We start from the raw sequence: 25217 nt of genomic DNA, 5'->3' as shown, positions 1-25217 counted from the left end.
TCTTGAAAGCGAAACTTGAAATTGTTTGGTAAAATAGATTGAGATACAGCTTGGAGATGTGCTACAGAAATCGGAGGTATAAGCATGAAAAAGGAATTTGTTGTCATCGGTTTAGGGAGATTTGGAGGTAGTATAGTCAATGAACTTGTCCATCAAGGTGCAGAAGTCATGGCTATCGATAAACACCCTGAACGAGTCGATGAATTTGCAGCAATAGCTACACAAGCCGTTGTAGCAGATACAACAGATGAATCTGTTTTAAAATCTTTAGGAATCCGCAATTTTGAACATGTTATTGTAGCAATTGGTGATGATATTCAATCAAGTATTTTAACGACGTTAATGTTAAAAGAAATAGGTGTACAAAAAATAACTGTTAAGGCTCAGAATGATTACCATGAAAAAGTACTTCGGAAAATAGGAGCTGATCACGTAGTGCACCCAGAACGGGATATGGGGATTCGGATTGCTAACAATATGATGTCTAATAATGTACTCGATTATTTAGAATTATCAGATGAGCATTCTATCATGGAGATCAAAGTAAACAATCAACTTGAAGGACATACGATTATAGGACTAGATATTCGTGCACGATATGGTATTAATATTGTTGCTATTAAACGAGAAACCGATATTATTGTATCACCTCAAGCTGATGAAGTTATTCATGAAGGCGATATACTAATTGTTATTGGTGCAGATGCAGATATTAGTCGCTTTGAGAAGAAAATGCTTAACTAAACGAATTAATTTTGGAAGCTAAAAGGGATTATCCAATAAGTGAAAAACTTTTGGATAACCCCTTTTTTTATAATAAATTTATGAAGTATGCCCCAGCGGTGGGCGAATCAAAATTCCACCATCTTTGGTGCAAAGGAGTGTCTCTAAATTTTCAGACACTCTTTTTCATAGCCTATCATGTAAAGAACTTTCTATTATACTTCCATTATTATTGGCAAAATCATTGGACGTCGTTTAGTCTTTTCAAATAAGTATGGTCCTAAAACATCTGTGATTTCACTTTTCAATTCTGACCATTGAGGTGTTTTCTCTTGTAATGTTTGTTGCAAATGTTTGTTTAGCATTTGTTGTGCTTCATTAATCATCATACCAGACTCTCTCATGTAAACAAATCCACGTGAAATAATATCTGGACCAGCGACGATTTTTTGTTGTTCCATATCAACACTTACTACTACAATAACAAGGCCTTCTTCTGAAAGGATACGACGATCTCTCAATACGATATTACCTATATCACCGATGCCATTCCCATCAATATAGACTGAACCTGAAGGGATACGACCTGCAACATGGCCTTCATCTGAACTTAATGCTAGAACTTCACCATTTTCCATGATAAAGATGTTATCTGGATTAACGTCACAATCTTCAGCCAAACCTGCATGCATACGCAACATACGGTATTCACCATGAATTGGCATAAAGAATTTTGGTTTAATAAGACGTAACATTAACTTTTGCTCTTGTTGAGAACCATGACCAGAAGTATGGATATTATTGAGTGAACCATGAATAACTTCGGCTCCAGCACGATATAACAAGTTAATGGTTTTGTTTACACTAATCGTATTTCCTGGAATTGGAGAAGAAGAAAATACGACTGTATCACCAGGTTGAATTTGAATCTGACGATGTGTACCATTTGCGATTCGAGATAAAGCAGCCATTGGTTCACCTTGACTACCAGTACAAAGAATCATAACTTCGTTAGCTGGTAAACGATTTAATGCTTGTGCATCTACAAATGTTTCTTTAGGTGCCGTAATATAGCCTAATTCTCGACCTATTGTAATCGCATTATCCATACTTCTACCGAATACAGCTACTTTACGACCGTGTTTGGCCGCTGCATCTGTAACCTGTTTTAATCTATGAATATTAGATGCAAATGTTGCAAAAATAATTCTAGATTCTACGTTACGAAGTATTTCATCAATACTTTCTCCTACTTTACGTTCAGACATTGTAAACTCTGGACGCTCAGCATTTGTACTATCGGATAATAAGCAAAGAACTCCATCGCGACCAATTTCAGCCATCTTAGTGAGGTTTGCTGGTTCTCCTACAGGAGTGAAATCAAATTTAAAATCACCTGTGTGAACGATATTACCAGGTGGTGTTTTTACAACGATACCGAATGCATCTGGAATACTGTGTGTTGTTCTAAAAAAGCTTACAGATGTTTTACGGAATTTAATAACGTCGTCTTCTTTAATTTCAATCAGTTTTGTTTGACGGAGTAAGCCATGCTCGTCCAATTTGTTGCGTAACAAGCCGAGTGCTAATTTGCCTCCGTAAACAGGAATGTTAATTTGGCGAAGTAAATAAGGTACACCACCAATATGATCCTCATGACCATGAGTAATAAAAAGACCTTTAATTTTATCGACATTACGTACTAGATAAGTATAATCAGGTATGACATAGTCGATACCAAGAAGATCATCTTCGGGGAATTTAATACCCGCATCTATTAAGATAATCTCATCTTGGAATTGAACTGCATAAGTATTTTTACCGATTTCGCCCAGTCCGCCGAGTGCGAAAACTGCAGTTTGGTCATTTTTGACAAACTTCATTAAATTAGAAGTTCTCCAATTTGTAATTTTCACTTGCTTGTTCGTATTCTAAATAATTTCCTTCAAGCAATTGAATATATTCGATGTTGTAACCGCGACCTTGAAGCTTTTCACGGGCTTCACGTACATCCTCTGCTTCAAGGTATAAGCTTTTAGTATTTTCGCGAACTGGTACTTCAAGCACATTTTCTTGGTAATAAACTTTGTAAATCATTTTTTTGCTCTCCTTTAACACGTTCAAAATAATTGCATTTCCTTTATATTATCATGTAGATAAACTAAAATAAAGAAAAGCCCTCCAAATTATGAAGGGCAAAGTGATTTTATGCGATTGTTTTTTTCTCGAGTAAGCCACGAAGCCTTTTCAACAGTTGTTTTTTTAGACGTTTGAACATGGCATATCACTCCTTATGTTTATTATATTAAATTAGGTAATAAATGTAAAGATAATTTCCTTAACAGTGAAAATATGAAAGAGGGTTGGCAAAATTTTATGAAAAATAAAATTTTATTTTTTGATATTGACGGAACTTTATATAATTCAGAAAAAAAGTTACCAAGAGCAACCTACAATGCTATTCAGAAGGCGAAGGAGAATGGACATGAGATAGCGATAGCGACCGGCAGATCACCATTTTTTTTGAAACCAGTATTAGAGGAGCTCGGTTTAGATTCCTTTGTTAGCTTTAATGGACAATATGTTGTATACAAAGGAAAGGTAATTTCAAAAAGACCAATTCCGATGGAGACAATTGATAAACTTGTGGCACAAGCTACAAATGAAAATGTCCCTATTGTCTATTTAGATGATGTGAAAATGACTTCAGCAACAAAAGATGATGAGAGAGTACAAGTTAGTATGGATTCTTTGTATTATCCGATGCCAGAAGTCGACGAAGAATATTATAAGCATTCAGATATTTATCAGATATTGCTATATGTTAATGAAAAAGAAGAAGGGAATTATGCATCTCTGTTTCCTGAGTTGAAATTTATTAGATGGCATAAATTTTCTGTAGATGTTATTAATAAAGACGTGTCAAAAGCATACGGAATAGAACAGTTCTTAAAGAATACGGATTTTGATATTGAGGATGCAATAGCGTTTGGTGATGGATTGAATGATGTAGAAATGCTTCAATCTGTAGGAACTAGTGTTGCAATGGGGAATGGCCATAAAAAAGCAAAAGAGGCAGCAACATTTGTAACCGATCATGTTGATCACGATGGATTAGCGCTAGCTATGAAAAAATTAGGTTTATGTTAATGTATTAAATTTAGTTATAAAAAAAGGCTATACAAAAGTGAAGGATTTTCACTCTTGTATAGCCTCTTTTTTATTCTTCTAATGGACTAGCATTTGGTATTTCAGCGAAAGGATTGTCCTTATTAATGTGATCGTAGAACATGATGCCGTTTAGATGGTCTAGTTCATGTTGAAATGCTATCGCAGGTAGACCTTTTAAACGCATTTTCTTTTCTTCACCATCTGGTGTAAAGAATTTTACTGTAATACGTGCATGACGGGGAACATATCCCGGTACATCCCTGTCAACTGAAAGACAACCTTCTCCAGAGGATACATAAGATCCTTCTACAGAATGGCTGACAATTTTAGGGTTGATGACAACCATGCTAATTTGTTTGCCTTTACTATCAGGTAAATGCAAAGCAAACATTCTTTTAGAGACATTTACTTGTGGAGCTGCAATACCAATGCCTGAACGTAAGCTATGCTTATTTGCTATTTCTGGATCTTGACTGTTAATCAAAAATTGAAGTAAATCTTCACCTAGTTGCTTTTCTTCTATAGATAGAGGGAAAGTCATTTCTTTTGCAACTTCTCTTAAAGTTGGATGACCTTCTCGAATGATATCGTGCATTAAAATCATAGTGCTCTCCCTTTCAATAATAGTTCCTATTTATTATAACCTAAGAACCTTTGCATTCAATGGAAAGTAACTAATATACATAAAAGATTGTTTTAGGAATGAAAGAAAAGGTAATAATTGAACTGTTAAAACTGTGTTAGTAAAGAATGATGAAACAATACTGTTATATATAACAGTGTGCCGATTCTGTATGATACAGTATGTTATCTAAAAGTTTACGCTTATTATTGGATATTATATATACTTACGTTGACCGTTGAGTGACTATTCGGTATACTATTATAAATGGTTGCTGTATTACTGAAATTAGTATAAAGTTATAATACAGAAATGAAGGAGATGTGATAGCATGGTTTCTAAAAAAGTTCAACAATTCGATCCGGTAGTAAATTTACAGGAAATCGAAGAGAAATTTGAAATGTTCCAGATTTTAAATGAAGAAGGGGAAATTGTTAACACGGAGGTAGACCTTCAGTTATCCGATGAACAATTAGTTGAATTGATGAGTCGTATGGTCTTTACACGTATTTTGGATCAACGTTCAATCTCATTGAATCGTCAAGGACGTTTAGGGTTCTATGCACCAACTGCTGGTCAAGAAGCTTCTCAAATTGCTTCACATTATGCACTTGAAAAAGAAGATTATATTTTACCTGGCTATCGTGATGTACCACAAATTGTATGGCACGGACTTCCACTTTGGAAAGCTTTCCTATGGTCACGTGGACATTTCGTAGGCGGTCAAATTCCTGAAGATGTGAATGTGTTATCACCTCAAATTATTATTGGTGCCCAATATGTTCAAACAGCGGGAGTTGCACTAGGTATTCAAAAACGCGGCAAAAAAGAAGTTGCCGTAACATATACAGGTGATGGTGGTTCATCACAAGGTGATTTCTATGAAGGAATCAACTTTGCAGGAGCATTTAAAGCACCGGCAATATTCATCGTCCAAAACAACCAATATGCAATTTCTACTCCACGTGAATTGCAAACAGCTGCTTCTACAATTGCTCAAAAAGGGATAGCAGCAGGTATTCCAAGTATTCAAGTAGATGGTATGGATCCATTGGCAGTTTATGTGGCAACTCGTGATGCTCGCAAACGTGCAATTGCAGGTGAAGGTCCATCATTAATCGAAACAGTTTGTTACCGTTATGGTCCACATACAATGGCAGGAGACGATCCAACTCGTTATCGTACTTCTGAAACAGATTCTAAATGGGAAAAGAAAGATCCTATTGTTCGCTTCCGTAAATTCTTAATGTCTAAAGGATTATGGAGTGAAGAAAAAGAAGCAGAAGTGATTGCAAATGCAAAAGAAGAAATTAAAGCTGCTATCAAAAAAGCAGATGAAACACCAAAACAAAAAGTAACAGATCTTATCCGTAATATGAATGATGGAGATCTTCCATTCAACTTGAAAGAACAATTTCAAATCTACACTGAGAAGGAGTCGAAGTAACCGATGGCACAAATGACAATGATTCAAGCAATTACAGATGCACTTCGTTGTGAATTAAAAGAAGACGAAAATGTGTTAGTATTCGGTGAAGATGTAGGTGTAAACGGAGGCGTTTTCCGTGCAACTGAAGGTCTTCAAAAAGAATTTGGTGAGGATCGTGTATTTGATACACCACTTGCTGAATCTGGAATTGGTGGTCTGTCTATTGGACTCGCTCTTCAAGGATTCCGACCAGTACCTGAAATTCAATTTTTCGGTTTCGTATATGAAGTAATGGATTCGATTTGTGGTCAATTAGCGCGTATGAGATATCGCTCAGGGGGAAGCCTAGGAGCACCTGTTACAATTCGCTCTCCATTTGGTGGCGGTGTACATACGCCTGAAATGCACTCAGATAGTTTAGAAGGTTTAGTTGCATCTCAACCGGGACTTAAAGTAGTCGTTCCATCAACTCCTTACGATGCAAAAGGTCTTTTAATCTCATCTATTCGTGATAATGATCCCGTTGTATTTTTAGAACACTTAAAACTTTATCGCTCTTTCCGTGAAGAAGTACCGGAAGAATCTTATACAATTCCTCTTGGTAAAGCTGATATTAAACGTGAAGGGTCAGATATTTCTATTTTTGCCTATGGTGCTATGGTTCATGAATCGTTAAAAGCCGCTGAAGCATTGCAAAAAGAAAATTATTCAGCTGAAGTAATTGACCTACGAACTATACAGCCATTAGATATTGAAACAATTATTGCATCTGTTGAAAAAACAGGCCGTGCAATTGTTGTTCAAGAGGCTCAAAAACAAGCTGGTATTGCTGCAAATGTTGTAAGTGAAATTACAGAACGTGCTATTTTAAGTCTTGAAGCACCAGTTTTACGAGTAACAGCACCTGACACAGTTTACCCATTCCCACAAGCGGAAGCTGTATGGTTACCAAATTCAAAAGATATTGTTGCAACAGCTAAAAAAGTTTTAGAATTCTAATTTAACTAATACAAAGAAAGGGTGAATTACATGGCATATAAATTCCGTTTACCAGATATAGGAGAAGGTATCCATGAAGGAGAAATTGTAAAGTGGTTTGTTAAACCAGGTGATAAAATTGAAGAAGATACTGTATTGGCAGAAGTACAAAATGACAAAGCAGTTGTAGAAATACCTTCTCCAGTTGAAGGTACAGTTGAAAAGGTTCTTGTTGAAGAGGGTACATTAACAACAGTTGGTACGGTTCTTTTAGAAATTGATGCGCCTGGATACGAAGATCTTGAGCTTCATGGTCATAAGGAAGATGAGGAAGCAGCAAATACAGAAGCACAAGTACAAGCGACTGCTGAAGATGGCAAAAAGGTAGAAAAAGCGCCTGTTGTAGAACAAAAAGAACCTGAAACTAAAGCAGTAGAAGCAGATTCACCAGCGCGTGTAATTGCGATGCCATCTGTTCGTAAATTTGCTCGTGACAACGGTGTGGATATTAAATCAGTTGCAGGAACAGGGAAAAATGGTCGTGTCCTAAAAGAGGATATTGAGGCATTTAAAAATGGCGGAGCAAAAGAAGACGCAGAAAAAGTGGATGTGTCATCTGCAATTGATGAAAATTCGACTGAAACAGTTACATCAACACCTGTTGAACTTCAAGGTGAATTCCCAGAAACACGAGAAAAAATGTCTGGCATTCGCCGTGCCATCGCAAAAGCAATGGTTCACTCTAAACAAACAGCACCTCATGTAACGCTAATGGATGAAGTAGATGTAACTGAATTAGTGGCACATCGCAAAAAATTCAAAGCTATTGCCGCAGAAAAAGGTATTAAGCTAACTTATCTTCCTTATGTGGTAAAAGCTCTAGTAAGTACTCTTCGTGAATTTCCAGAGTTTAACCGTTCCTTGGATGATGCAACACAAGAAATTATTCAAAAGCATTACTATAACATAGGTATTGCAGCAGATACAGATAAAGGATTACTTGTTCCTGTTATCAAACATGCTGATCGTAAATCAGTATTTGCCGTTTCAGATGAGATCAATCAATTAGCGACAAAAGCTCGTGAAGGAAAATTGGCTTCAAATGAGATGAAAGGTGCTTCTTGCTCAATTACTAATATAGGTTCAGCAGGTGGTCAATGGTTTACTCCAGTAATTAACCACCCTGAAGTAGCAATTTTGGGAATCGGTAGGATTTCTGAAAAACCTGTGATAAAAAATGGTGAAATTGTAGCGGCACCTGTGTTAGCATTATCATTGAGCTTTGATCATCGAATGATCGACGGCGCAACAGCTCAACATGCGTTAAACCATATTAAACGTTTGTTAAGCGAACCTGAATTATTATTAATGGAGGCGTAATTAAAATGGTAGTAGGAGATTTTCCAATCGAAACAGATACAATTGTTATAGGAGCTGGCCCTGGTGGATACGTTGCAGCAATCCGCGCAGCACAAACTGGACAAAAAGTAACAGTTATAGAACGTGAATACGTAGGAGGCGTATGCTTGAATGTTGGTTGTATTCCATCAAAAGCATTAATCTCTGTCGGACATCGTTTCGAACAAGCAAAACACTCAGATGATATGGGCGTTATTGTTCCAGAAGTTAAAATGGACTTTAAAAAGGCTCAAGCATTCAAAGATTCTGTAGTTAAAAAATTAACTGGTGGAGTATCAGGCTTATTAAAAGGAAATAATATTGAAGTTGTAAAAGGCGAAGCTTATTTCCATGATGCTAACTCTTTACGAGTAATCACTGAAAACTCTGCACAAACTTATACATTTAAAAATGCTATTATTGCAACTGGTTCACGCCCCGTTGAAATTCCAACATTTAAATTCTCAAAACGTGTATTAAACTCAACTGGTGCACTTTCATTACAAGAAGTACCTGAAAAACTTGTTGTAATTGGTGGCGGTTACATTGGTACTGAACTTGGTTCTGCATATGCAAATCTAGGTTCACAAGTAACAATTCTTGAAGGCGGTAAAGATATCTTAGCTGGCTTTGAAAAACAAATGACAACTATTGTTAAAAAAGGTCTTAAGAAAAAAGGTGTAACAATTGAAACAGAAGCTTTAGCACAAGGTGTTGAAGAAACTGAAACAGGTGTTACAGTTAAATACGAAGTAAAAGGCGAAGCAAAAACTTTGGATGCTGATTATGTATTAGTAACAGTAGGTCGTCGTCCAAATACAAATGATATGGGCTTAGAAGAAATTGGTATTGAATTTGGCGAACGTGGTCTATTAAAAGTTGACAAACAAGGTCGTACGAATATACCAAACATTTATGCAATCGGTGATATCGTTCCTGGACCACAACTTGCACATAAAGCATCTTATGAAGGTAAAGTTGCTGCAGAAGCTATTGCTGGACAAAAATCAGTTGTCGATTATCTAGCTATTCCAGCTGTATGCTTCACAGATCCAGAAATGGCTACTGTAGGTCTTACAGAAGCACAAGCAAAAGAAGAAGGCTTTGAAGTATCTGCTGGCAAATTCCCATTCGCAGCTAATGGCCGTGCTCTAGCATTAAACGAAACAGAAGGCTTTGTAAAACTTGTTGCTCGTAAAGAAGATGGTTTATTACTAGGCGCTCAAATTATTGGTGTTGGTGCATCAGATATGATTGCTGAATTAGGCTTAGCAATTGAAGCTGGTATGACACTTGAAGATGTAGCAATGACAATCCATGCTCACCCTACTTTAGGTGAAATTACAATGGAAACTGCAGAAGTTGCATTAGGTAACCCAATTCATATTATTGCTAAAAAATAATAATTTCTTTGAAATTACCTCTTAAGATACATTTCCATGTATCTTAAGGGGCTTTTTTATTTTTGATGCCAATTATACTTTTTCAGTTTTATACTTCTTAAAAAACTACGAGGAGGACTGAAAAAGCAGCTACATATGTGATACCAATTTTTATATATGATGAGGATAAATACGTTAATATCTATTGAATGTTAGATTAACTGGCGTTTTATAAAAAAGTAAAACAGGTTTTATCTATCTCTTGTATTTAATCAGCTTAATCCTTCGAGTAAATGCTTTTTTAACAGAAAATATTATACTTTTGAAATGATCTATCTATTTTTATATAATAGATTTTCCTTTTTATTACAATGGAAACGAATACATTTGGAAAATTAAATAAAATAATTACATAATAATAACATATTCATGAATAAAAAGACCCTTTTTAAAAATAAGTACACATTTTATACAAATTATATCCACAAAATGTTCAAAATGAGTCAATTAAATTATGGAATTAGGTTTTTTTTATTTTTTTATTAAATATATGGAGGTATAATTCATTTGAATTAAAAAATGATTGAAAAACCTCAGGAGAAAAAGGCGCGAAAACCTGGGTGCCATTTTTCCACTATATAGGTTGTGGGAATATTATTATATTGTCCGTTTATATAACATGAGCTATTAAAACATTGAGTGAGTGTTATATACCTACAATCTATAACTGTAGCAAATTCAATCTATATTAATTCAGAAGGTAGTTTCAAATCTTAGAAGGACGAATACTTCAATAAAACATTTTAAAAGCTTTATATTTTAATTGTTTTTTGAGAAGGGAGTACATTATGAAGAAAAAAGTTCTTATTATGCCGACAGTTATGGCTTTCTTGGCATTAATGTTGTCTGGCTGCCAACCTTTGATGATTTTTGATCCAAAAGGTCCGAATGCTAAGACTTTATCGGATACAATCATCTTATCCATAATAGTAATGGCTGTTATTTTATTAGTCGTTTATGTATTACTTGTTAATATGTTAACGAAATATCGTGCATCAAAACAAACAGCAGATTATGAACCTCCACACGAAGAGGGAAGTAAAGTATTGGAAATCACTTGGACAGTAATTCCAATTTTAATAGTAACCGTTTTAGCAATTGTAACGGTATTTACGACTTCTAAAGTTGAAAACCAACCAAAAGGTTATGGGGATAAAAAACCGCTTGTTGTTTATGCTTCATCATCTAACTGGAAATGGCACTTCAGCTATCCAGAACAAGGTATTGAAACAGTAAACTATGTGAACATCCCTACAGATCGACCAATTGAATTTAGATTGTATTCATTTGGACCAATCACAAGTTTCTGGATTCCTCAATTAGCAGGTCAAAAATATGCTATGAGCGATATGGTAACTAAAATACATTTAGCTGCTGATGAAGAAGGTTCATATATGGGTCGTAACTCAAACTTCAACGGTGAAGGATTTGCGAAAATGGAATTCGAAACACAAGCAATGTCACAAGATGACTTTGATGAATGGGTTAATGACGTAAAAACAAATGAACCAAAATTAACAGAAGCAAAATTCAATAAATTATTGAAAACATCTTTCGTAGGAAGAGAAAGTTTTTCTTCAACACACTTATCATTTAGTCCAGCTCCAATGGATATGAGCAAACACAATGATAGTAAAAAAGAAAAAGATGATTCAAAAGAGTCTCACGAAATGGAAGGAATGGATATGTCTCACTAGTTTTAGTGATCGATTTAAAAGATTACTAGACTATTGAGACAAGAAAGGAGTTACACACATGAGCATGGAAGAATTATTCGCGCCGATGAAAGAGCCGATGATTTTAGGTGCTGGGATAAGTATTGTAGTTGGTGCTATTGCGGTATTTGCAGGATTGACTTACTTCAAGAAGTGGGGCTGGCTTTACAAAAACTGGCTAACTACTGTCGATCATAAAAAAATCGGTGTCATGTATATCTTTGTAGCATTGGTTATGCTATTTAGAGGTGGTATTGATGCATTATTAATGCGTGCACAAACCGCTGTCCCAGAGAATGGCTTATTGAATGCGGAGCACTACAATGAAATATTCACAACTCATGGTTTAATCATGATTATCTTTATGGCGATGCCATTTATCATTGGTTTGATGAATGTCGTTGTACCATTACAAATTGGTGCACGAGATGTAGCATTTCCAAGATTAAATGCACTTAGCTTCTGGTTATTTGCAGCTGGTGCAGGTTTACTAAATATTTCCTTCGTAATTGGTGGTTCACCAAACGCAGGATGGTCTTCTTATTTCCCATTAGCAGGTATTGAATTTAACCCTGGTGTAGGGAATAACTATTATGCATGGGCTTTACAAATCTCTGGTTTGGGTACTCTAATGACAGGGATTAACTTTATCACAACAATTATGAAAATGCGTGCACCTGGTATGAAATTAATGAAAATGCCTATGTTTACTTGGTCAGCATTAATCACAAATATCATCATTACATTTGCATTCCCAGTATTAACTGTTGCACTTGCTTTGATGACTTTAGATCGTCAATTTGGTACTAAATTCTTCGCTATGCAAGATGGCGGTATGGATATGCTTTGGGCAAACTTATTCTGGGTTTGGGGACATCCTGAAGTATATATCGTTATTCTTCCAGCATTCGGTATCTTTAGTGAGGTTATTTCAACATTCTCACGTAAAAACTTATTTGGTTACACATCAATGGTATTTAGTATGGTATTAATCTCACTATTATCATTCATGGTATGGGTTCACCATTTCTACACAATGGGTCATGGTGTTATGGTTAATGGTATTTTCTCAACAACAACTATGTTGATCGCAGTTCCAACGGGTGTTAAAATCTTTAACTGGTTATTAACAATGCGACATGGGAAAATTTCATTTACTACACCTATGCTTTACGCATTAGCGTTTATTCCGATTTTCACAATCGGTGGTGTAACAGGGGTTATGCTTGCAATGGCAAGTGCCGACTATCAATATCACAACACAATGTTCTTAGTTGCTCACTTCCACTATGTATTAATCCCAGGTACAGTATTTGGTGTATTAGCTGGTTATCATTTCTGGTGGCCAAAAATCTTTGGTTTCCGCTTGAATGAAAAATTAGGTAAAGCAGCATTCTGGTGTATAGCAGTAGGATTTAATGTTGCATTCTTCCCTCTATTTATTTTAGGGTTAGATGGATATGCTCGTCGTATGTACACATACTCAGCAGATACAGGATTCGGTCCTTTGAATATGTTATCATTCGCTGGTGCTCTTGTGATGGCAGTAGGATTTATGTTAATTTGCTATAACATTTACTACAGCTTCCGTCATAGTCCACGCGATTTAAATGGCGATCCATGGGATGCACGTTCTCTTGAATGGGCAACTCATAGTCCAGTACCAGAATATAACTTTGCAATTGTACCAAAAATCAATCGTTTAGATGAATTCTGGTATGCGAAAAAAGAAGGTAGAGATATTACAGCAGGCAAATATGAACGTATTCATATGCCAAATAATAGTGGCGCTCCAATGTGGATGGCTGGTGTATTATTCTTATTCTCATTCTTCTTTGTATTTAGTGTATGGTCTTTAGTAATTGTATTTGCTATTGCAACATTAGGCTTTATGGCTTATCGTTCATTTGAAAAAGATGAAGGTCATCATATTGAAGTGGCTGAAATCGAAGCAACTGAACGTCGATTGAGAGGTGAACAATAATGTCAAAAGAAAATAAATCAGTTCCTTTAGAATACAGTACAGAAGAAAATGAATTGAAAATCTTTGGTTTCTGGGTTTTCCTTGGGGCCGAAATCCTTCTCTTTGCGACATTATTTAGTGTATACTTCGCATTAGTTGATCGCACAGGTTCAGGTCCAACAGGTAAAGAAATTTTTGAATTACCACCTGTATTAGTTGAAACATTCGTATTGTTAACAAGTAGTTTCTTAATTGGTTTAGGTGTTCATGCGATGCGTATTGGACGAACTAAAGCAATGATGGTTTTCTACATCTTAACTTTACTTCTAGGTGCTGTATTCCTAGGTGTAGAAATTAATGAGTTCTTAACATATATTCATGATGGCGCAACAATTCAAACTAATGCCTTCATGTCTTCATTAATGACATTACTAGGTACCCATGGTGCTCACGTAACATTCGGTCTTCTATGGGGTTCAGGCATCTTAATGCAAATTAAAAAACGTGGTTTAAATGCTAAAACAGCAAACAAAGCATTTATCTTCTCACTATACTGGCACTTCCTTGATGTTGTATGGATCTTCATCTTCAGCTTTGTTTACTTGAAAGGAGTGTTGTAAAAATGAAAGAACTATTTCCTAAAGAACATGTAATGGGCTTTGTCGGTTCTCTTGTTTTAACACTCGCAGCACTAACCGTAGTGATGTTTAAAGGAATGTCTAACGGTGTTGCCATGACAGTTCTTCTTGTAACAGCAGCTGCACAAGCGCTTGTTCAATTAGTATTATTTATGCATATTGGTGAAACAGAAGATAAAAAAGCTTTATATGCTACAATTATTTACTCAGTTGTAGTTGGTTTAATCACTGTGTTTGGTACATTGTTAGCCATGGTTTGGGGATATATGTAATACTGACAAAATGAAGAAGCAGTCTAACATTTAGATGTTAGACTGCTTTTTTACATTTCATCAGTAAATTGGTTGAGCAATACAGCCAACCATTTTAAATGATTGGTAGTCGTAAGATTTGATGCCATCCCTAATAAGATGGCTTTTCTTGGGGAATCTTTTTGTAATTCTTCAATGATCATATCAAAGGTGTCAATGAGAAAACTATTATCTAGATAATTTTCTTTACAATTTTTAATTTCGTCAATAATGTTTTTCTTTTCAATACGTTGTACGTTTCGTGGATTATGTTCATACATTTCCTTTGTTATCAGTGGAGGTACATTTGCCTCAACAAGTAGATCAATACGATTCACAAAGTATTTACTCAATTGATAATAATCAACTTTTTGTTTTTGCATAACTATGAATTCAGCGTATCCTTTCATCATACTTCGAATACATATTAGTAAATCATATTGAGTTTCTTCTATTTTAGATTGATACACTTCTTTAAGAATCGTTAGGGTCATGTGATCAGCAATTCTAAAATGATTATGAATTTTTTCTGAAACATTTTCATCTACAATTTTGATAAGTTCACGTATATGAGATGAGATAAAAGGTGAATTTTTTTCAAAAAAATGAAATGATAACATAAAGTATTGTGTTAATTTTTCTTTTGGGTCAACTTGTAGATTTAGTAGGTCCTGATATTTTGAAGTCATTTCTTGAATAATATACTCAACAATTGCAATTAGCAGTTCTTCTTTAGATTTAAATGAAAGATAAAATGCGCCTTTTGATATCCCACATGCATTTGTTATATCTTGTATGGATGTAGATGCTATTGATCGTTCAGATAAGATCTCTATGGATTTCTCAATAATTAGATCACGTTTAGACATATTTTCACTCTTTCTATGATTCTTACTATAGTATAGTTTGACTTTTGACTTATTGGTCATTATTATATTGAATAGTGACCGATAAGTCAAAAAAGGACGGTGTAAAATGAATTCGCTGATTAAATTTGTTTTAAAAAATAAACTAGCTGTATGGCTTCTAACGATTATTGTGGCTGCTGCAGGCGTATATTCAGGAACAAAAATGAAGTTAGAAACTATACCAGATATTACAGTTCCGATTGCTACTGTAACAACTGTCTATCCTGGAGCAACGCCACAACAAGTTGCTGATGATATTTCGATTCCTTTTGAAAAGGCAGTAAACCATTTGAAAGGTGTTTCAGCTGTTTACTCCAATTCATATCAAAATGCTTCTAGTCTACAAATAGAATTTAAATATGAGACGGATATGAAAGAAGCAGTTAGTGATATAAAGGAAGCACTTGAAAAGGTAGAACTACCAGAAACAGCTCAAAAACCTACTGTAGATCGAGTGAATATTAATGCTTTTCCTGTTGTTGCGTTAAGTGTTGCCAATAAAGATCAATCTATAGCAGATTTAACAAAAACAACAGAAAATTATTTTGTACCAAAACTTGAGGGAGTAGATGGTGTTGCATCTGTAACAGTATCTGGTCAACAAGTAGAAAAAGTAGAGTTAACTTACGATCAAAAGAAATTAGCTAAATACGGTCTTACAGAAGACACTATTAAACAATATGTTCAAGCAATGGACACCCAAGTACCATTAGGTATGTTCCAATTCAAAGATGAGGAACAATCAGTTGTTGTTGATGGGAAAATGACAACAATAAAAGATTTGAAAAATTTAGAAATACCTGTAACGATGCAAAGTGCTTCTGCCAATGCACAAGCAGCTCAAGCACAGGCAAAAGCAGCTCAAGCAAATGTACAAGGAGCGGCAAGTGCAAAAGCTTTCCAACAAACTAAACCATTTGTGAAATTAGGGGAATTAGCATCTATTAAAGTCATTGGTGATGTAGAGTCAGTTTCGCGTACAAATGGACAATCAGCTATTGCAGTTCAAGTTGTTAAATCTCAAGAAGCAAATACAGTTGATGTTGTAAATGATATTAAGGATGAAGCGAAGAAGTTTGAAAAAGAAAACAAAGGTATGGATATTGAGGTAACGCTCGATCAAGGACAACCGATAGAAGATTCTGTTCAAACGATGCTCGATAAGGCATTATTCGGGGCAATTTTCGCCGTTATCATTATTATGTTGTTCTTACGTAATGTTCGTTCAACTATTATTTCAATTATTTCAATTCCAATGTCATTATTAATTGCTGTTACTGTACTAAAACAAATGGATATTTCGTTGAATATGATGACATTAGGTGCGATGACAGTTGCGATTGGTCGGGTAATCGATGATTCAATTGTGGTTGTCGAAAATATCTATCGAAGAATTTATCTAGAAGATGAAAAGTTACATGGGCGTGCTTTGATCAGAGAAGCAACTATTGAAATGTTCAAACCTATCTTATCTTCAACAATAGTCACAATTGCGGTATTCTTACCACTTGGTCTAGTAGGTGGCATGGTAGGTGAATTATTCTTACCGTTTGGTTTAACAATGGCGTTTGCATTAATCGCATCCCTAATTGTCGCGATTACAATTGTTCCAGTTTTAGCGCATACATTGTTTAAAAAAGAGTTATATGGTAACAAAAAAACGAAAAAAGAAGAACATGGTAAATTATCGAGAGGTTATAAACGTATTTTATCATGGGTATTAGATCATAAATGGACCACATCTATTATTTCGATAGTAATTTTAGTCGCAAGCTTATTCTTAACTCCTCTCGTTGGTTTTAGTTTCTTACCAGATGACCAACAAAAAATGGTGTACTTAACATACACACCTGAACCTGGTGAAACACGAGACAAAGTCATTGATGATGTAGAAGTTATTGAAAAAATGATTATGGACAAAAAAGATGTTAAAACAGTTCAATCTTCAATTGGTGGATCTAATCCAATGATGCCTGGTGCATCGAATGGTGCATTAGTTTATGTTATCTATGATACAGATACAGAAAACTTTGGCGATGTAAAAGAAAAACTTATTAAAGAAGTTCTTGCTGTCAATCAAAAAGGTACTTGGAAGAGCCAAGATTTCACATCTACAGGATCAAGTAACGAACTCTCTTACTCTGTTTATGGTAATACGGTTGAAGATATTAGACCGGTTATAAAAGACATTGAAAAATTAATGAAGAAACAAGATAACTTAAAAGATGTTAAAACTTCACTTGCTGAGAACTATGCAGAAAAAACATTAGTAATTGACCAAGATAAAGTTAAAGCTCTAGGGTTGACAACTGGCCAAATTGCAATGGCGATTAATCCAAATACACAAACAGAAGTTTTAACCACTGTAACTAAGGATGGTAAAGAACTAGATGTGAATGTGCATAAGGAAGCCGCATCCCCTGAAAAGTTCCAAGAAGTTTTAAATGAAGAACTTGAAACACCAGTAGGTAAAAAAGTAAAAGTATCTGATGTTGTGAAAGTAAAAGAGGGAACTACATCAACTCAAGTTAACCGTAGTAAAGGTAAAATTTATGCAAATGTTACCGCTACTGTAACGTCAAAAGATATTACAAAAGCATCTTCAGCAGTTCAAAAAGATATTGATAAATTAGACATACCGAATAATGTCAATGTCGATACCGGTGGCGTTGCAGAAGATATGAATGAAGCCTTCTCTAAATTAGGTTTAGCAATCGCTGCAGCAATTGCCATTGTTTACTTCACGCTAGTTGTTACATTTGGTGAAGGTTTAGCACCATTTGCAATCCTATTCTCACTACCATTTACAGTGATTGGTGCACTTGTTGCCTTGTATATTTCAGGTGAAACAATTAGTGTATCCTCTCTGATTGGATTATTAATGTTAATAGGTATTGTTGTAACCAACGCCATTGTATTAGTCGATCGTATCATCCATATGGAACATGCAGGTATGACCATGCGTGAAGCAATATTAGAAGCAGGTGCAACACGTTTACGACCAATTCTAATGACAGCTATCGCAACAATTGGTGCGTTAATCCCATTAGCAATCGGTGCTGAAGGTGGCGGCCTTATTTCTAAAGGCGTAGGGGTTACTGTTATTGGTGGATTAATCAGTTCTACAATTTTAACATTAGTAATTGTACCTTTAGTATACGAATTGATTTCTAAAATCTTGAAGAAAGACCGTGCACACGAGAATAAAGAAGACTAAAATATATACCAATAAATCACAAGTCAGTTTTTGTAGAATATTCTACAAAGACTGGCTTTTTTATATCAGTCTTTTAGAAGAAATAAACTAGACAAATTTAGAATATTTTGATAAATTGTACTATATTAGTATGGGATGGGGTGTTCTGTTATGCAACAGAGAGGGTTGAAATATTTGAAAATTTTAAGCCAAGTAGCATTCTTATATGTATTATCTGAGTGTGGAAAATTGCTGATGGGAGCTTTACATATTAAATTTCCGGGGAGTATTGTAGGACTAATCTTATTGTTTGTGTTACTTGCTACAAAAATAATTCCTGAGAGTTGGATTTCCAGCGGAGCTGAAACATTACTAGCGTATATGACATTGTTTTTTATTCCAGTAACAGTAGGAATTGTAGATTATCCAGAGCTTATTTCTTGGCAGGGGCTCATTATTATTGGAATTATCTTAGTTAGTACAATACTGTCTATTGTTGCATCAGGAAGAGCTACGCAATTAGTTGAAAATCATATAGAAAAGCAATCAGAAAATTTAGTAGAACCTATTGTGGAAACGACTATTGAAAAAATACAACAAAAAGGGGAGTTATAAAATGATAGCGATAACCGTTTGTGTGGCAACATTACTTGTGTTTTTTCTGATGAAAAAGGTTTATACGCATTTTTATCATCCTATCCTTTTCCCTGTATTTACAAGTGCGATTATTATCGTCAGTGTATTATTAGTATTCCAGATTCCGTATGAAACATATATGATAGGAGGACAATGGATTGATCGGCTTCTTGGGCCTACAGTGGTAAGTTTAGCTTTGCCATTGTATAGACAACGAGAGCTTATTATTAAGAATTATAAAGCAATCTTAACAGGAATCGGATCAGCGTTATTTTGTGGTATTGCTATTGTAATAGCACTTGCAGGTGTATTACATCTAAAAAATGAGTATTTAATGACGCTTATTCCAAAATCTATAACATCACCAGTTGCAATGCAGATTAGTAAAGTGATAGATGGGAATCCTACACTAGCTGCAGTATTTGTAATTATAACTGGAATAATTGGTGCAATCATTGGTCCATTCATCTATAAAATTTGTAAAATTGAAACGCCAATTGCAAAGGGTGTCTCTATGGGAAGTAGTGCTCATGGAATAGGTGTTGGAAAATTAACAGAATATGGTGAAAAGACATTATCTATGGGATCTGTATCGATGACATTAACGGCCGTATTGGGTTCAATAATATTACCTTTATTTGTCATAATATTTTTTTAGAATAAAGTCATTTCCCAGGGAATATACTATTTATTAATAACGAAAAGTTGCAGACCTTTCGCTATACAGTTTACAATATTAATGAAGTCTCAATATTTAATATTATGAAGAGGTGGCTTGCCATATGGAATACTCATACCCATTTTCAACAGAGTGGTCTACTGATGAAATTGTTGATGTAATCGCATTTTTTCAAACAATTGAAAAGGCATATGAAAAAGGTGTAAAACGAGAAGAAGTATTATCGAAATATCGTAGATTTAAAGAAATTGTTCCATCTATGGCAGAAGAAAAAACAATTTTTCGCGATTTTGAAGATGAAAGTGGTTATGGAAGCTACGAGATTGTTAAACAGACAAAAACAAGTCAAAATGGTACAATTATTAAAGGAACAACAGTGAAACGTAGAAGATAACAAAAAGCAATCGGTCTGCTCAAAAAAGAGAATTACCGATTGCTTTTTCGCTACACATTTACCATTGTTTTGTAAATAGGCAATAATGCATCAAATGTTTCTTCTACTGTTGTCGCGAATTCTTCCGCGGATAGATTAACAGCTTGTTCTCTAGGGATTTGAATGCCGATCATAAACTCGCCTTTTTTAACATCTCGTAGTCGTTCCAAAAGTTTTTCAAGTGAACCATCTGTTATTGCGTCACTTAATGAAATGCCATTTGGATCAAAATGGTCGCCAGAAATATAAAAATCACCTGGAACTCCGCTAAAAATATTCAGATTTTTCAATAAACTATTTGCTATTTCTTTCTTTGTTGGAGCTTCGTAAATAGAGCATAATATGATAAAAATATGCGTTTTAAAAAGTCCAATTTCAAAATGAGGAAGTGCTTTATAGCCTCTTTTATTTGGTGCGAAAGCAACCCAACTATCGATGGGAGGATTTACTTTACGTCTTGCATGTTTTGCAACATGCGGGAAAAATTCTTCACCCGTTTTAACTGAAAAGTATGTACTATATGTTGTTCCTAATTCTTCAAATTTAGGGCGTACATGCTTGATAAGCTCTGACATTCGTTCTTCAAGACCAGGCGTTGTAAAAACATCAAAGTCTTGGTTAGTCCATTTTACAGTCACTTTTTTTCTCTCCTTTTTCAACTTTATGTTTATTTTATTTCAAAAATGGGAAAAAATCTTGTAGAAGGACTTACCAAACGTAATAAAGTGAATATAATGTAGAAAATGGTCAGAAAATTCTATTTTCTGATGTTGAACCTCAAATTTTAAGGAGTTGATTTGCATGAAACAAGTCGTTCATATCATTCGTAAAGTTGATTTTGAAAAGCAATATATTAAAGGACTCCATCTTGAAGTGGATTATGAATTAGCTACTTTATTTGATGCAATGCAATTGAATGATGCAAAACAAATTGCTCAAAGTAAGGCGAGGTTAGCTGAAATTCATATGGAACTGGAGGCATTTCATGCGTTCGCCTAGAGAAACCTCAAATATTTTAACATGACACTTGCTTTTCATTATGAGAAGCAGGTGTCTTTTTTGTTATAATGAAAAGAATAACAATAACTCTGTATTTTGGGGAAGGTGTGGTAACGATGGGGATTGCTGAAGTTCATCAATTTGCAAAGTCAATTATAATAGAAGCAGGAGAACGTATCCGGCATTCATTTTCAGAAAAGTGGAAAATTGAAACAAAAGCTGATGCCAATGATTTAGTAACCAATATAGATCGAGAAACTGAAGTATTTTTTATACAAAAGATTAAAGAGTTCGATCCCTCCTACAAAATTTTAGGTGAAGAAGGAATGGGGGAGAAGATTGATTCACTTGAAGGGGTTGTTTGGATAGTCGACCCAATTGATGGGACTATGAATTTTATTCGACAACATCGAAACTTTGCTATTTCAGTTGGTATTTATATGAATGGAATAGGGAAACTTGGATATATATATGATGTGATGAGAAATCAGATGTACTACGCAATTGAAGGTAAGGGTGCTTTTATGAATGATGTACCATTAAAACCACTCAAACCAATTTCGTTAGATAAATCAATCATTGGCGTAAATGCAGTTTGGGTAACTCCAAATAAGAGAATCGAGCATGAACCTATGATAGAGCTTATTCGGAAGGTTAGAGGGACAAGATCTTATGGTTCTGCATCGTTAGAAATTGCATCAGTTGCAAGTGGAAGAATGGATGCCTATCTATCATTACGGTTATCTCCTTGGGATATTGCCGGTGGTGCAGTAATTGCCAATGAAGTAGGAGCAATTGCGAGTAATCTAGTAAACAAACCGATTAATCTGTTAAAACAAGATGGATTTATTATTGCAAATCCTTCTATTCATGAGGAAATTATTGAACATTATATTAAATTAAAATAGTATTCTAAAAAAAGAGATTGTCCCAAAGCAATTAATTGGGGCAATCTCTTTTATATATTGATGCTACTAGACACTCGAGGTCGCTTCGACTTCTCGGTCGAAAGCTGAAAAGATGCTTTCGATTCGAAGTCTCCAGCGCAAGTCGTGTCTAAACGAGCCGCTTCCGCTTTTATTATATCCAGCTCCATGCGCTAGCCCTTCGAGTCGTTTCGGTCTCTCGGTCGAAAGCTGGAAAGATGCTTTCGATTCGAGCCCTCCAACGCACTTCAGGGCTAAACGAGCGCATTCCGCTTTTATTACAATAATCCTTTGTCGCGGAATTGGCGTTTTGTTTTAAATGCTAATCCAAAGACGACACAAACTGCTATAATACCACCAATAATACCTAAAATACTACTAGCAGCGATTGCATATCCGATTGAACACATGGCTAAAATTCCTGCTAATGCAAAGATAGCCATGACGATTTTTGCTTTATTCATTATAATCCTCCAAAAAAATATTTGTTATAATTCTATTGTCAAACGAAATAATAAGATTATCAAGGATTTCATGACTAATAAATAAAAAAGTTGAAAAAGTAAGTGAAAAAAAGACAATTCCCTGTTTTTTATGTTATAATAGCAAAGTTATGGACTCGAAAAAAGAATGTGGAGTGGAACAATGACAAATTTAAGAGAAGATCTCAGAAATATAGCAATTATTGCCCACGTCGACCATGGTAAAACAACTTTAGTCGACCAATTATTAAAACAATCAGGTACATTCCGTTCAAACGAACATGTTGAAGAACGTGCAATGGACTCTAATGATATTGAACGTGAACGTGGTATTACAATTCTAGCCAAAAACACAGCCGTTCATTATGGAAATACTAAAATTAACATTTTAGATACACCAGGACATGCCGATTTTGGTGGAGAAGTAGAACGTATCTTAAAAATGGTAGATGGCGTTTTACTAGTTGTAGATGCATATGAAGGTTGTATGCCTCAAACTCGTTTCGTTCTTAAAAAAGCTTTAGAACAAAAACTTACACCAATCGTAGTTGTCAACAAAGTCGACAAAGATTCAGCTCGTCCAGAAGAAGTTGTAGACGAAGTTTTAGACTTATTGATCGAATTAGGTGCAGACGAAGACCAATTAGAATTCCCAGTAGTTTACGCTTCAGGTGTAAACGGAACTGCTTCTTTAGATCCAGATCCTTCTAAACAAGAACCTGATATGAAATGTCTATTTGAAGAAGTCATTCGTCATATCCCAGCACCTGCTGACACTCGTGAAGAACCATTACAATTCCAAGTGGCATTACTTGACTACAATGACTTCGTTGGTCGTATCGGTATTGGTCGTGTATTCCGTGGTACTATCCATGTCGGTCAATCTGTAGCACTTTCTAAATTAGATGGTACAGTGAAAAACTTCCGTGTAACTAAAATCTTTGGTTTCTTCGGATTAAAACGTGAAGAAATTCAAGAAGCTTATGCAGGTGACTTAATCGCTGTTTCAGGTATGGAAGAAATCAACGTAGGTGAAACAGTTTGTCCACAAGACAATATTGAACCGTTACCACCAATGCGTATTGATGAACCAACTTTACAAATGACTTTCTTAGTAAATAACTCACCATTCGCAGGTCGTGAAGGTAAATGGGTTACAGCTCGTAAAATTGAAGAACGTTTAAATGCACAATTACAAACAGATGTATCTTTACGTGTAGATCCAACTGATTCACCTGATGCATGGACAGTTTCTGGTCGTGGTGAACTTCACTTATCTATCCTTGTAGAAAACATGCGTCGTGAAGGTTATGAATTACAAGTATCTAAACCAAAAGTTATCATCAGAGAAATTGATGGCGTTAAATGTGAACCAGTAGAACGTGTACAAATTGACGTACCAGAAGATTGCGTTGGTTCAATTATTGAATCATTAGGTGATCGTAAAGGTGAAATGCAAGATATGATCAATGAAGGTAACGGACAAGTACGTTTAATCTTTATGGTCCCTGCACGTGGATTAATCGGTTACACAACTGAGTTTATGTCATTAACTAAAGGTTTCGGTATTATTAACCATACTTTCGATTCTTATCAACCAGTAGCATCTGGTCGTGTTGGTGGTCGTCGTAATGGTGCCCTTGTTTCTATGGAAACTGGTAAATCTACAACTTACGGTATGATGCAAGTAGAAGATCGTGGTGTGTTATTCGTAGAACCTGGTACTGAAATTTATGAAGGTATGATCGTAGGTCAAAACTCACGTGATAACGACATAACTGTTAACATCACTAAAATGAAACAAAAAACAAATGTCCGTTCTTCTAACAAAGACCAAACAAATGTTATTAAAACACCAAAAATCTTAACTCTTGAAGAAGCGTTAGAATTCTTGGACGATGATGAATACTTAGAAGTTACACCAGAAACTATTCGTCTTCGTAAACAAATTCTTAACAAAAATGAACGTGAAAAAGCTGCTAAAAAACAACGTAGCGCTGAATAATAATTTCACTAGACGGGGAGATGTTAATCTTGTTTAATTCCGGTTTCCTATTAAAACTGAATTTTATACAAGCCGCTGCATCTACTTCTACGGATGGTCATGACCAAGTATTTGATCGTATGTCAGGTGTTGCTCGCTATATTTACGAATATTCACCAAATTATACGATTGCAGGTTATATTCTTTTAGCTGTTATCTTCGTTTTGACAGCAATTGTGTATCATCTTGGATTTGCAAGGACTGCACTTAAAGCATGGCAAACAGCTGTGATTTATGTGTTCTTGTTCTTGGGATGTATTATATTAACGTTTTTAGCATTCTTCTTACCAATGGTAGAGGGATTAATAGTTGCGGCTTTAGTGTTAATCGTCTACAAGGTACGTCTACGTAGAGATAAGAAAAAAGAAGCTACTTCATAAAAAAAGAGTTGCCCTTTTCGGGCAACTCTTTTTTTATGAATAGGATAATGGATTTCTTTATAGTCCTTTGATAGAAAGTAATTAAATTTGGCTCTTTGTAAATAGTTGGGGTGGGGACACAATTCTCCACCCTTATCCTATTGTGTTACCTATATCTTTATATTG

Annotated in this window: 24 protein-coding genes; 18 read left to right on the top strand and 6 right to left on the bottom strand. The window is 35.1% G+C overall.

Annotation, left to right across the window (positions count from 1 at the left end):
- Positions 1-84 precede the first annotated feature (84 nt).
- Entirely contained in the window at positions 85-744 is a 660-nt protein-coding gene (locus tag Q0977_RS09585; RefSeq protein ID WP_119414724.1) for a TrkA family potassium uptake protein, read from the top strand.
- Between the two features lie 194 nt (positions 745-938).
- Here the strand turns inward: Q0977_RS09585 and rnjA are convergent, their stop codons facing one another.
- Together rnjA and Q0977_RS09575 are read right to left on the bottom strand one after the other, a co-directional pair.
- A complete protein-coding gene (gene rnjA, locus Q0977_RS09580; RefSeq protein ID WP_119414725.1) occupies positions 939-2606 on the bottom strand; it encodes a ribonuclease J1 in 1668 nt (555 codons plus the stop codon).
- Between the two features lie 4 nt (positions 2607-2610).
- Positions 2611-2820: a DNA-dependent RNA polymerase subunit epsilon gene (locus Q0977_RS09575; RefSeq protein WP_119414726.1), complete on the bottom strand. Its 210-nt coding sequence runs from the start codon at positions 2818-2820 to the stop codon at positions 2611-2613.
- A 279-nt stretch (positions 2821-3099) separates the two neighbouring features.
- Here Q0977_RS09575 and Q0977_RS09570 point away from each other — a divergent pair, with 279 nt between their 5' ends.
- On the top strand, positions 3100-3873 hold the full coding sequence (locus tag Q0977_RS09570; RefSeq protein ID WP_119414727.1) for a Cof-type HAD-IIB family hydrolase: 774 nt from the start codon (positions 3100-3102) through the stop codon (positions 3871-3873).
- 70 nt (positions 3874-3943) lie between these two features.
- On the opposite strand, the gene def is transcribed toward Q0977_RS09570, so the two are convergent.
- Positions 3944-4498 (bottom strand): peptide deformylase, encoded by a 555-nt coding sequence (def, locus tag Q0977_RS09565; protein ID WP_119414728.1) that lies wholly within the window; start codon positions 4496-4498, stop codon positions 3944-3946.
- A 349-nt stretch (positions 4499-4847) separates the two neighbouring features.
- Here def and pdhA point away from each other — a divergent pair, with 349 nt between their 5' ends.
- The 8 genes from pdhA to qoxD all read left to right on the top strand — a co-directional run bounded on the left by pdhA (position 4848) and on the right by qoxD (position 14351).
- The gene (gene pdhA / locus Q0977_RS09560) at positions 4848-5963 is read left to right on the top strand and encodes a pyruvate dehydrogenase (acetyl-transferring) E1 component subunit alpha (RefSeq protein WP_119414729.1); all 1116 of its coding nucleotides are present in this window, start codon (positions 4848-4850) and stop codon (positions 5961-5963) included.
- 3 nt (positions 5964-5966) lie between these two features.
- A complete protein-coding gene (locus tag Q0977_RS09555; RefSeq protein ID WP_119414730.1) occupies positions 5967-6944 on the top strand; it encodes an alpha-ketoacid dehydrogenase subunit beta in 978 nt (325 codons plus the stop codon).
- Between the two features lie 30 nt (positions 6945-6974).
- Positions 6975-8303 (top strand): dihydrolipoamide acetyltransferase family protein, encoded by a 1329-nt coding sequence (locus Q0977_RS09550; protein WP_119414731.1) that lies wholly within the window; start codon positions 6975-6977, stop codon positions 8301-8303.
- Between the two features lie 5 nt (positions 8304-8308).
- Entirely contained in the window at positions 8309-9724 is a 1416-nt protein-coding gene (gene lpdA, locus Q0977_RS09545; RefSeq protein WP_124217610.1) for a dihydrolipoyl dehydrogenase, read from the top strand.
- Between the two features lie 827 nt (positions 9725-10551).
- Positions 10552-11460, top strand: a complete 909-nt coding sequence (gene qoxA, locus Q0977_RS09540) for a cytochrome aa3 quinol oxidase subunit II (RefSeq protein WP_119414733.1) — start codon at positions 10552-10554, stop codon at positions 11458-11460.
- A 58-nt stretch (positions 11461-11518) separates the two neighbouring features.
- Positions 11519-13462, top strand: a complete 1944-nt coding sequence (qoxB, locus tag Q0977_RS09535) for a cytochrome aa3 quinol oxidase subunit I (RefSeq protein WP_124218616.1) — start codon at positions 11519-11521, stop codon at positions 13460-13462.
- Positions 13462-14061: a cytochrome aa3 quinol oxidase subunit III gene (qoxC, locus tag Q0977_RS09530; RefSeq protein WP_119414735.1), complete on the top strand. Its 600-nt coding sequence runs from the start codon at positions 13462-13464 to the stop codon at positions 14059-14061. Before qoxB ends, qoxC begins: the two co-directional genes overlap by 1 nt.
- Positions 14062-14063: 2 nt before the next feature.
- The gene (gene qoxD, locus Q0977_RS09525; protein WP_124218615.1) at positions 14064-14351 is read left to right on the top strand and encodes a cytochrome aa3 quinol oxidase subunit IV; all 288 of its coding nucleotides are present in this window, start codon (positions 14064-14066) and stop codon (positions 14349-14351) included.
- A 50-nt stretch (positions 14352-14401) separates the two neighbouring features.
- Here qoxD and Q0977_RS09520 read toward each other — a convergent pair whose 3' ends face one another.
- Positions 14402-15238, bottom strand: a complete 837-nt coding sequence (locus Q0977_RS09520) for a TetR/AcrR family transcriptional regulator (RefSeq protein ID WP_158582311.1) — start codon at positions 15236-15238, stop codon at positions 14402-14404.
- A 106-nt stretch (positions 15239-15344) separates the two neighbouring features.
- Here Q0977_RS09520 and Q0977_RS09515 point away from each other — a divergent pair, with 106 nt between their 5' ends.
- The 4 genes from Q0977_RS09515 to Q0977_RS09500 all read left to right on the top strand — a co-directional run bounded on the left by Q0977_RS09515 (position 15345) and on the right by Q0977_RS09500 (position 20182).
- Positions 15345-18494, top strand: coding sequence for an efflux RND transporter permease subunit (locus Q0977_RS09515; RefSeq protein WP_119414738.1), 3150 nt, complete (start codon positions 15345-15347; stop codon positions 18492-18494).
- Positions 18495-18644: 150 nt separating this feature from the next.
- The gene (locus Q0977_RS09510) at positions 18645-19088 is read left to right on the top strand and encodes a CidA/LrgA family protein (protein WP_158582312.1); all 444 of its coding nucleotides are present in this window, start codon (positions 18645-18647) and stop codon (positions 19086-19088) included.
- Position 19089: 1 nt separating this feature from the next.
- Entirely contained in the window at positions 19090-19767 is a 678-nt protein-coding gene (locus tag Q0977_RS09505) for an LrgB family protein (RefSeq protein ID WP_119414740.1), read from the top strand.
- A gap of 124 nt (positions 19768-19891) precedes the next feature.
- Positions 19892-20182 (top strand): UPF0223 family protein, encoded by a 291-nt coding sequence (locus tag Q0977_RS09500; protein ID WP_119414741.1) that lies wholly within the window; start codon positions 19892-19894, stop codon positions 20180-20182.
- A gap of 50 nt (positions 20183-20232) precedes the next feature.
- On the opposite strand, the gene Q0977_RS09495 is transcribed toward Q0977_RS09500, so the two are convergent.
- Complete coding sequence (locus Q0977_RS09495; RefSeq protein ID WP_299513048.1) at positions 20233-20859, bottom strand: YktB family protein; 627 nt, start codon at positions 20857-20859, stop codon at positions 20233-20235.
- A 163-nt stretch (positions 20860-21022) separates the two neighbouring features.
- Here Q0977_RS09495 and Q0977_RS09490 point away from each other — a divergent pair, with 163 nt between their 5' ends.
- Both Q0977_RS09490 and Q0977_RS09485 read left to right on the top strand, forming a co-directional pair.
- Complete coding sequence (locus tag Q0977_RS09490; protein ID WP_119414743.1) at positions 21023-21220, top strand: hypothetical protein; 198 nt, start codon at positions 21023-21025, stop codon at positions 21218-21220.
- Positions 21221-21336: 116 nt separating this feature from the next.
- Entirely contained in the window at positions 21337-22128 is a 792-nt protein-coding gene (locus tag Q0977_RS09485; protein ID WP_119414744.1) for an inositol monophosphatase family protein, read from the top strand.
- A gap of 296 nt (positions 22129-22424) precedes the next feature.
- Here the strand turns inward: Q0977_RS09485 and Q0977_RS09480 are convergent, their stop codons facing one another.
- Positions 22425-22610 carry a DUF5325 family protein gene (locus tag Q0977_RS09480; RefSeq protein ID WP_119414745.1) on the bottom strand — a complete coding sequence of 62 codons (186 nt, stop codon included), beginning with the start codon at positions 22608-22610 and terminating at the stop codon, positions 22425-22427.
- A gap of 181 nt (positions 22611-22791) precedes the next feature.
- Between Q0977_RS09480 and typA the strand changes: the two genes are divergently transcribed.
- Positions 22792-24633: a translational GTPase TypA gene (typA, locus tag Q0977_RS09475; protein WP_119414746.1), complete on the top strand. Its 1842-nt coding sequence runs from the start codon at positions 22792-22794 to the stop codon at positions 24631-24633.
- 119 nt (positions 24634-24752) lie between these two features.
- A complete protein-coding gene (locus tag Q0977_RS09470) occupies positions 24753-25052 on the top strand; it encodes a YlaH-like family protein (protein WP_119414764.1) in 300 nt (99 codons plus the stop codon).
- The last annotated feature ends 165 nt before the right edge of the window (positions 25053-25217 follow it).

The organism is uncultured Rummeliibacillus sp. (assembly GCF_934216135.1).
GTDB lineage: Bacteria > Bacillota > Bacilli > Bacillales_A > Planococcaceae > Rummeliibacillus.
The sequence above is the reverse complement of the archived record's forward strand: the minus strand, read 5'-3'. Positions and strand labels throughout refer to the sequence as shown.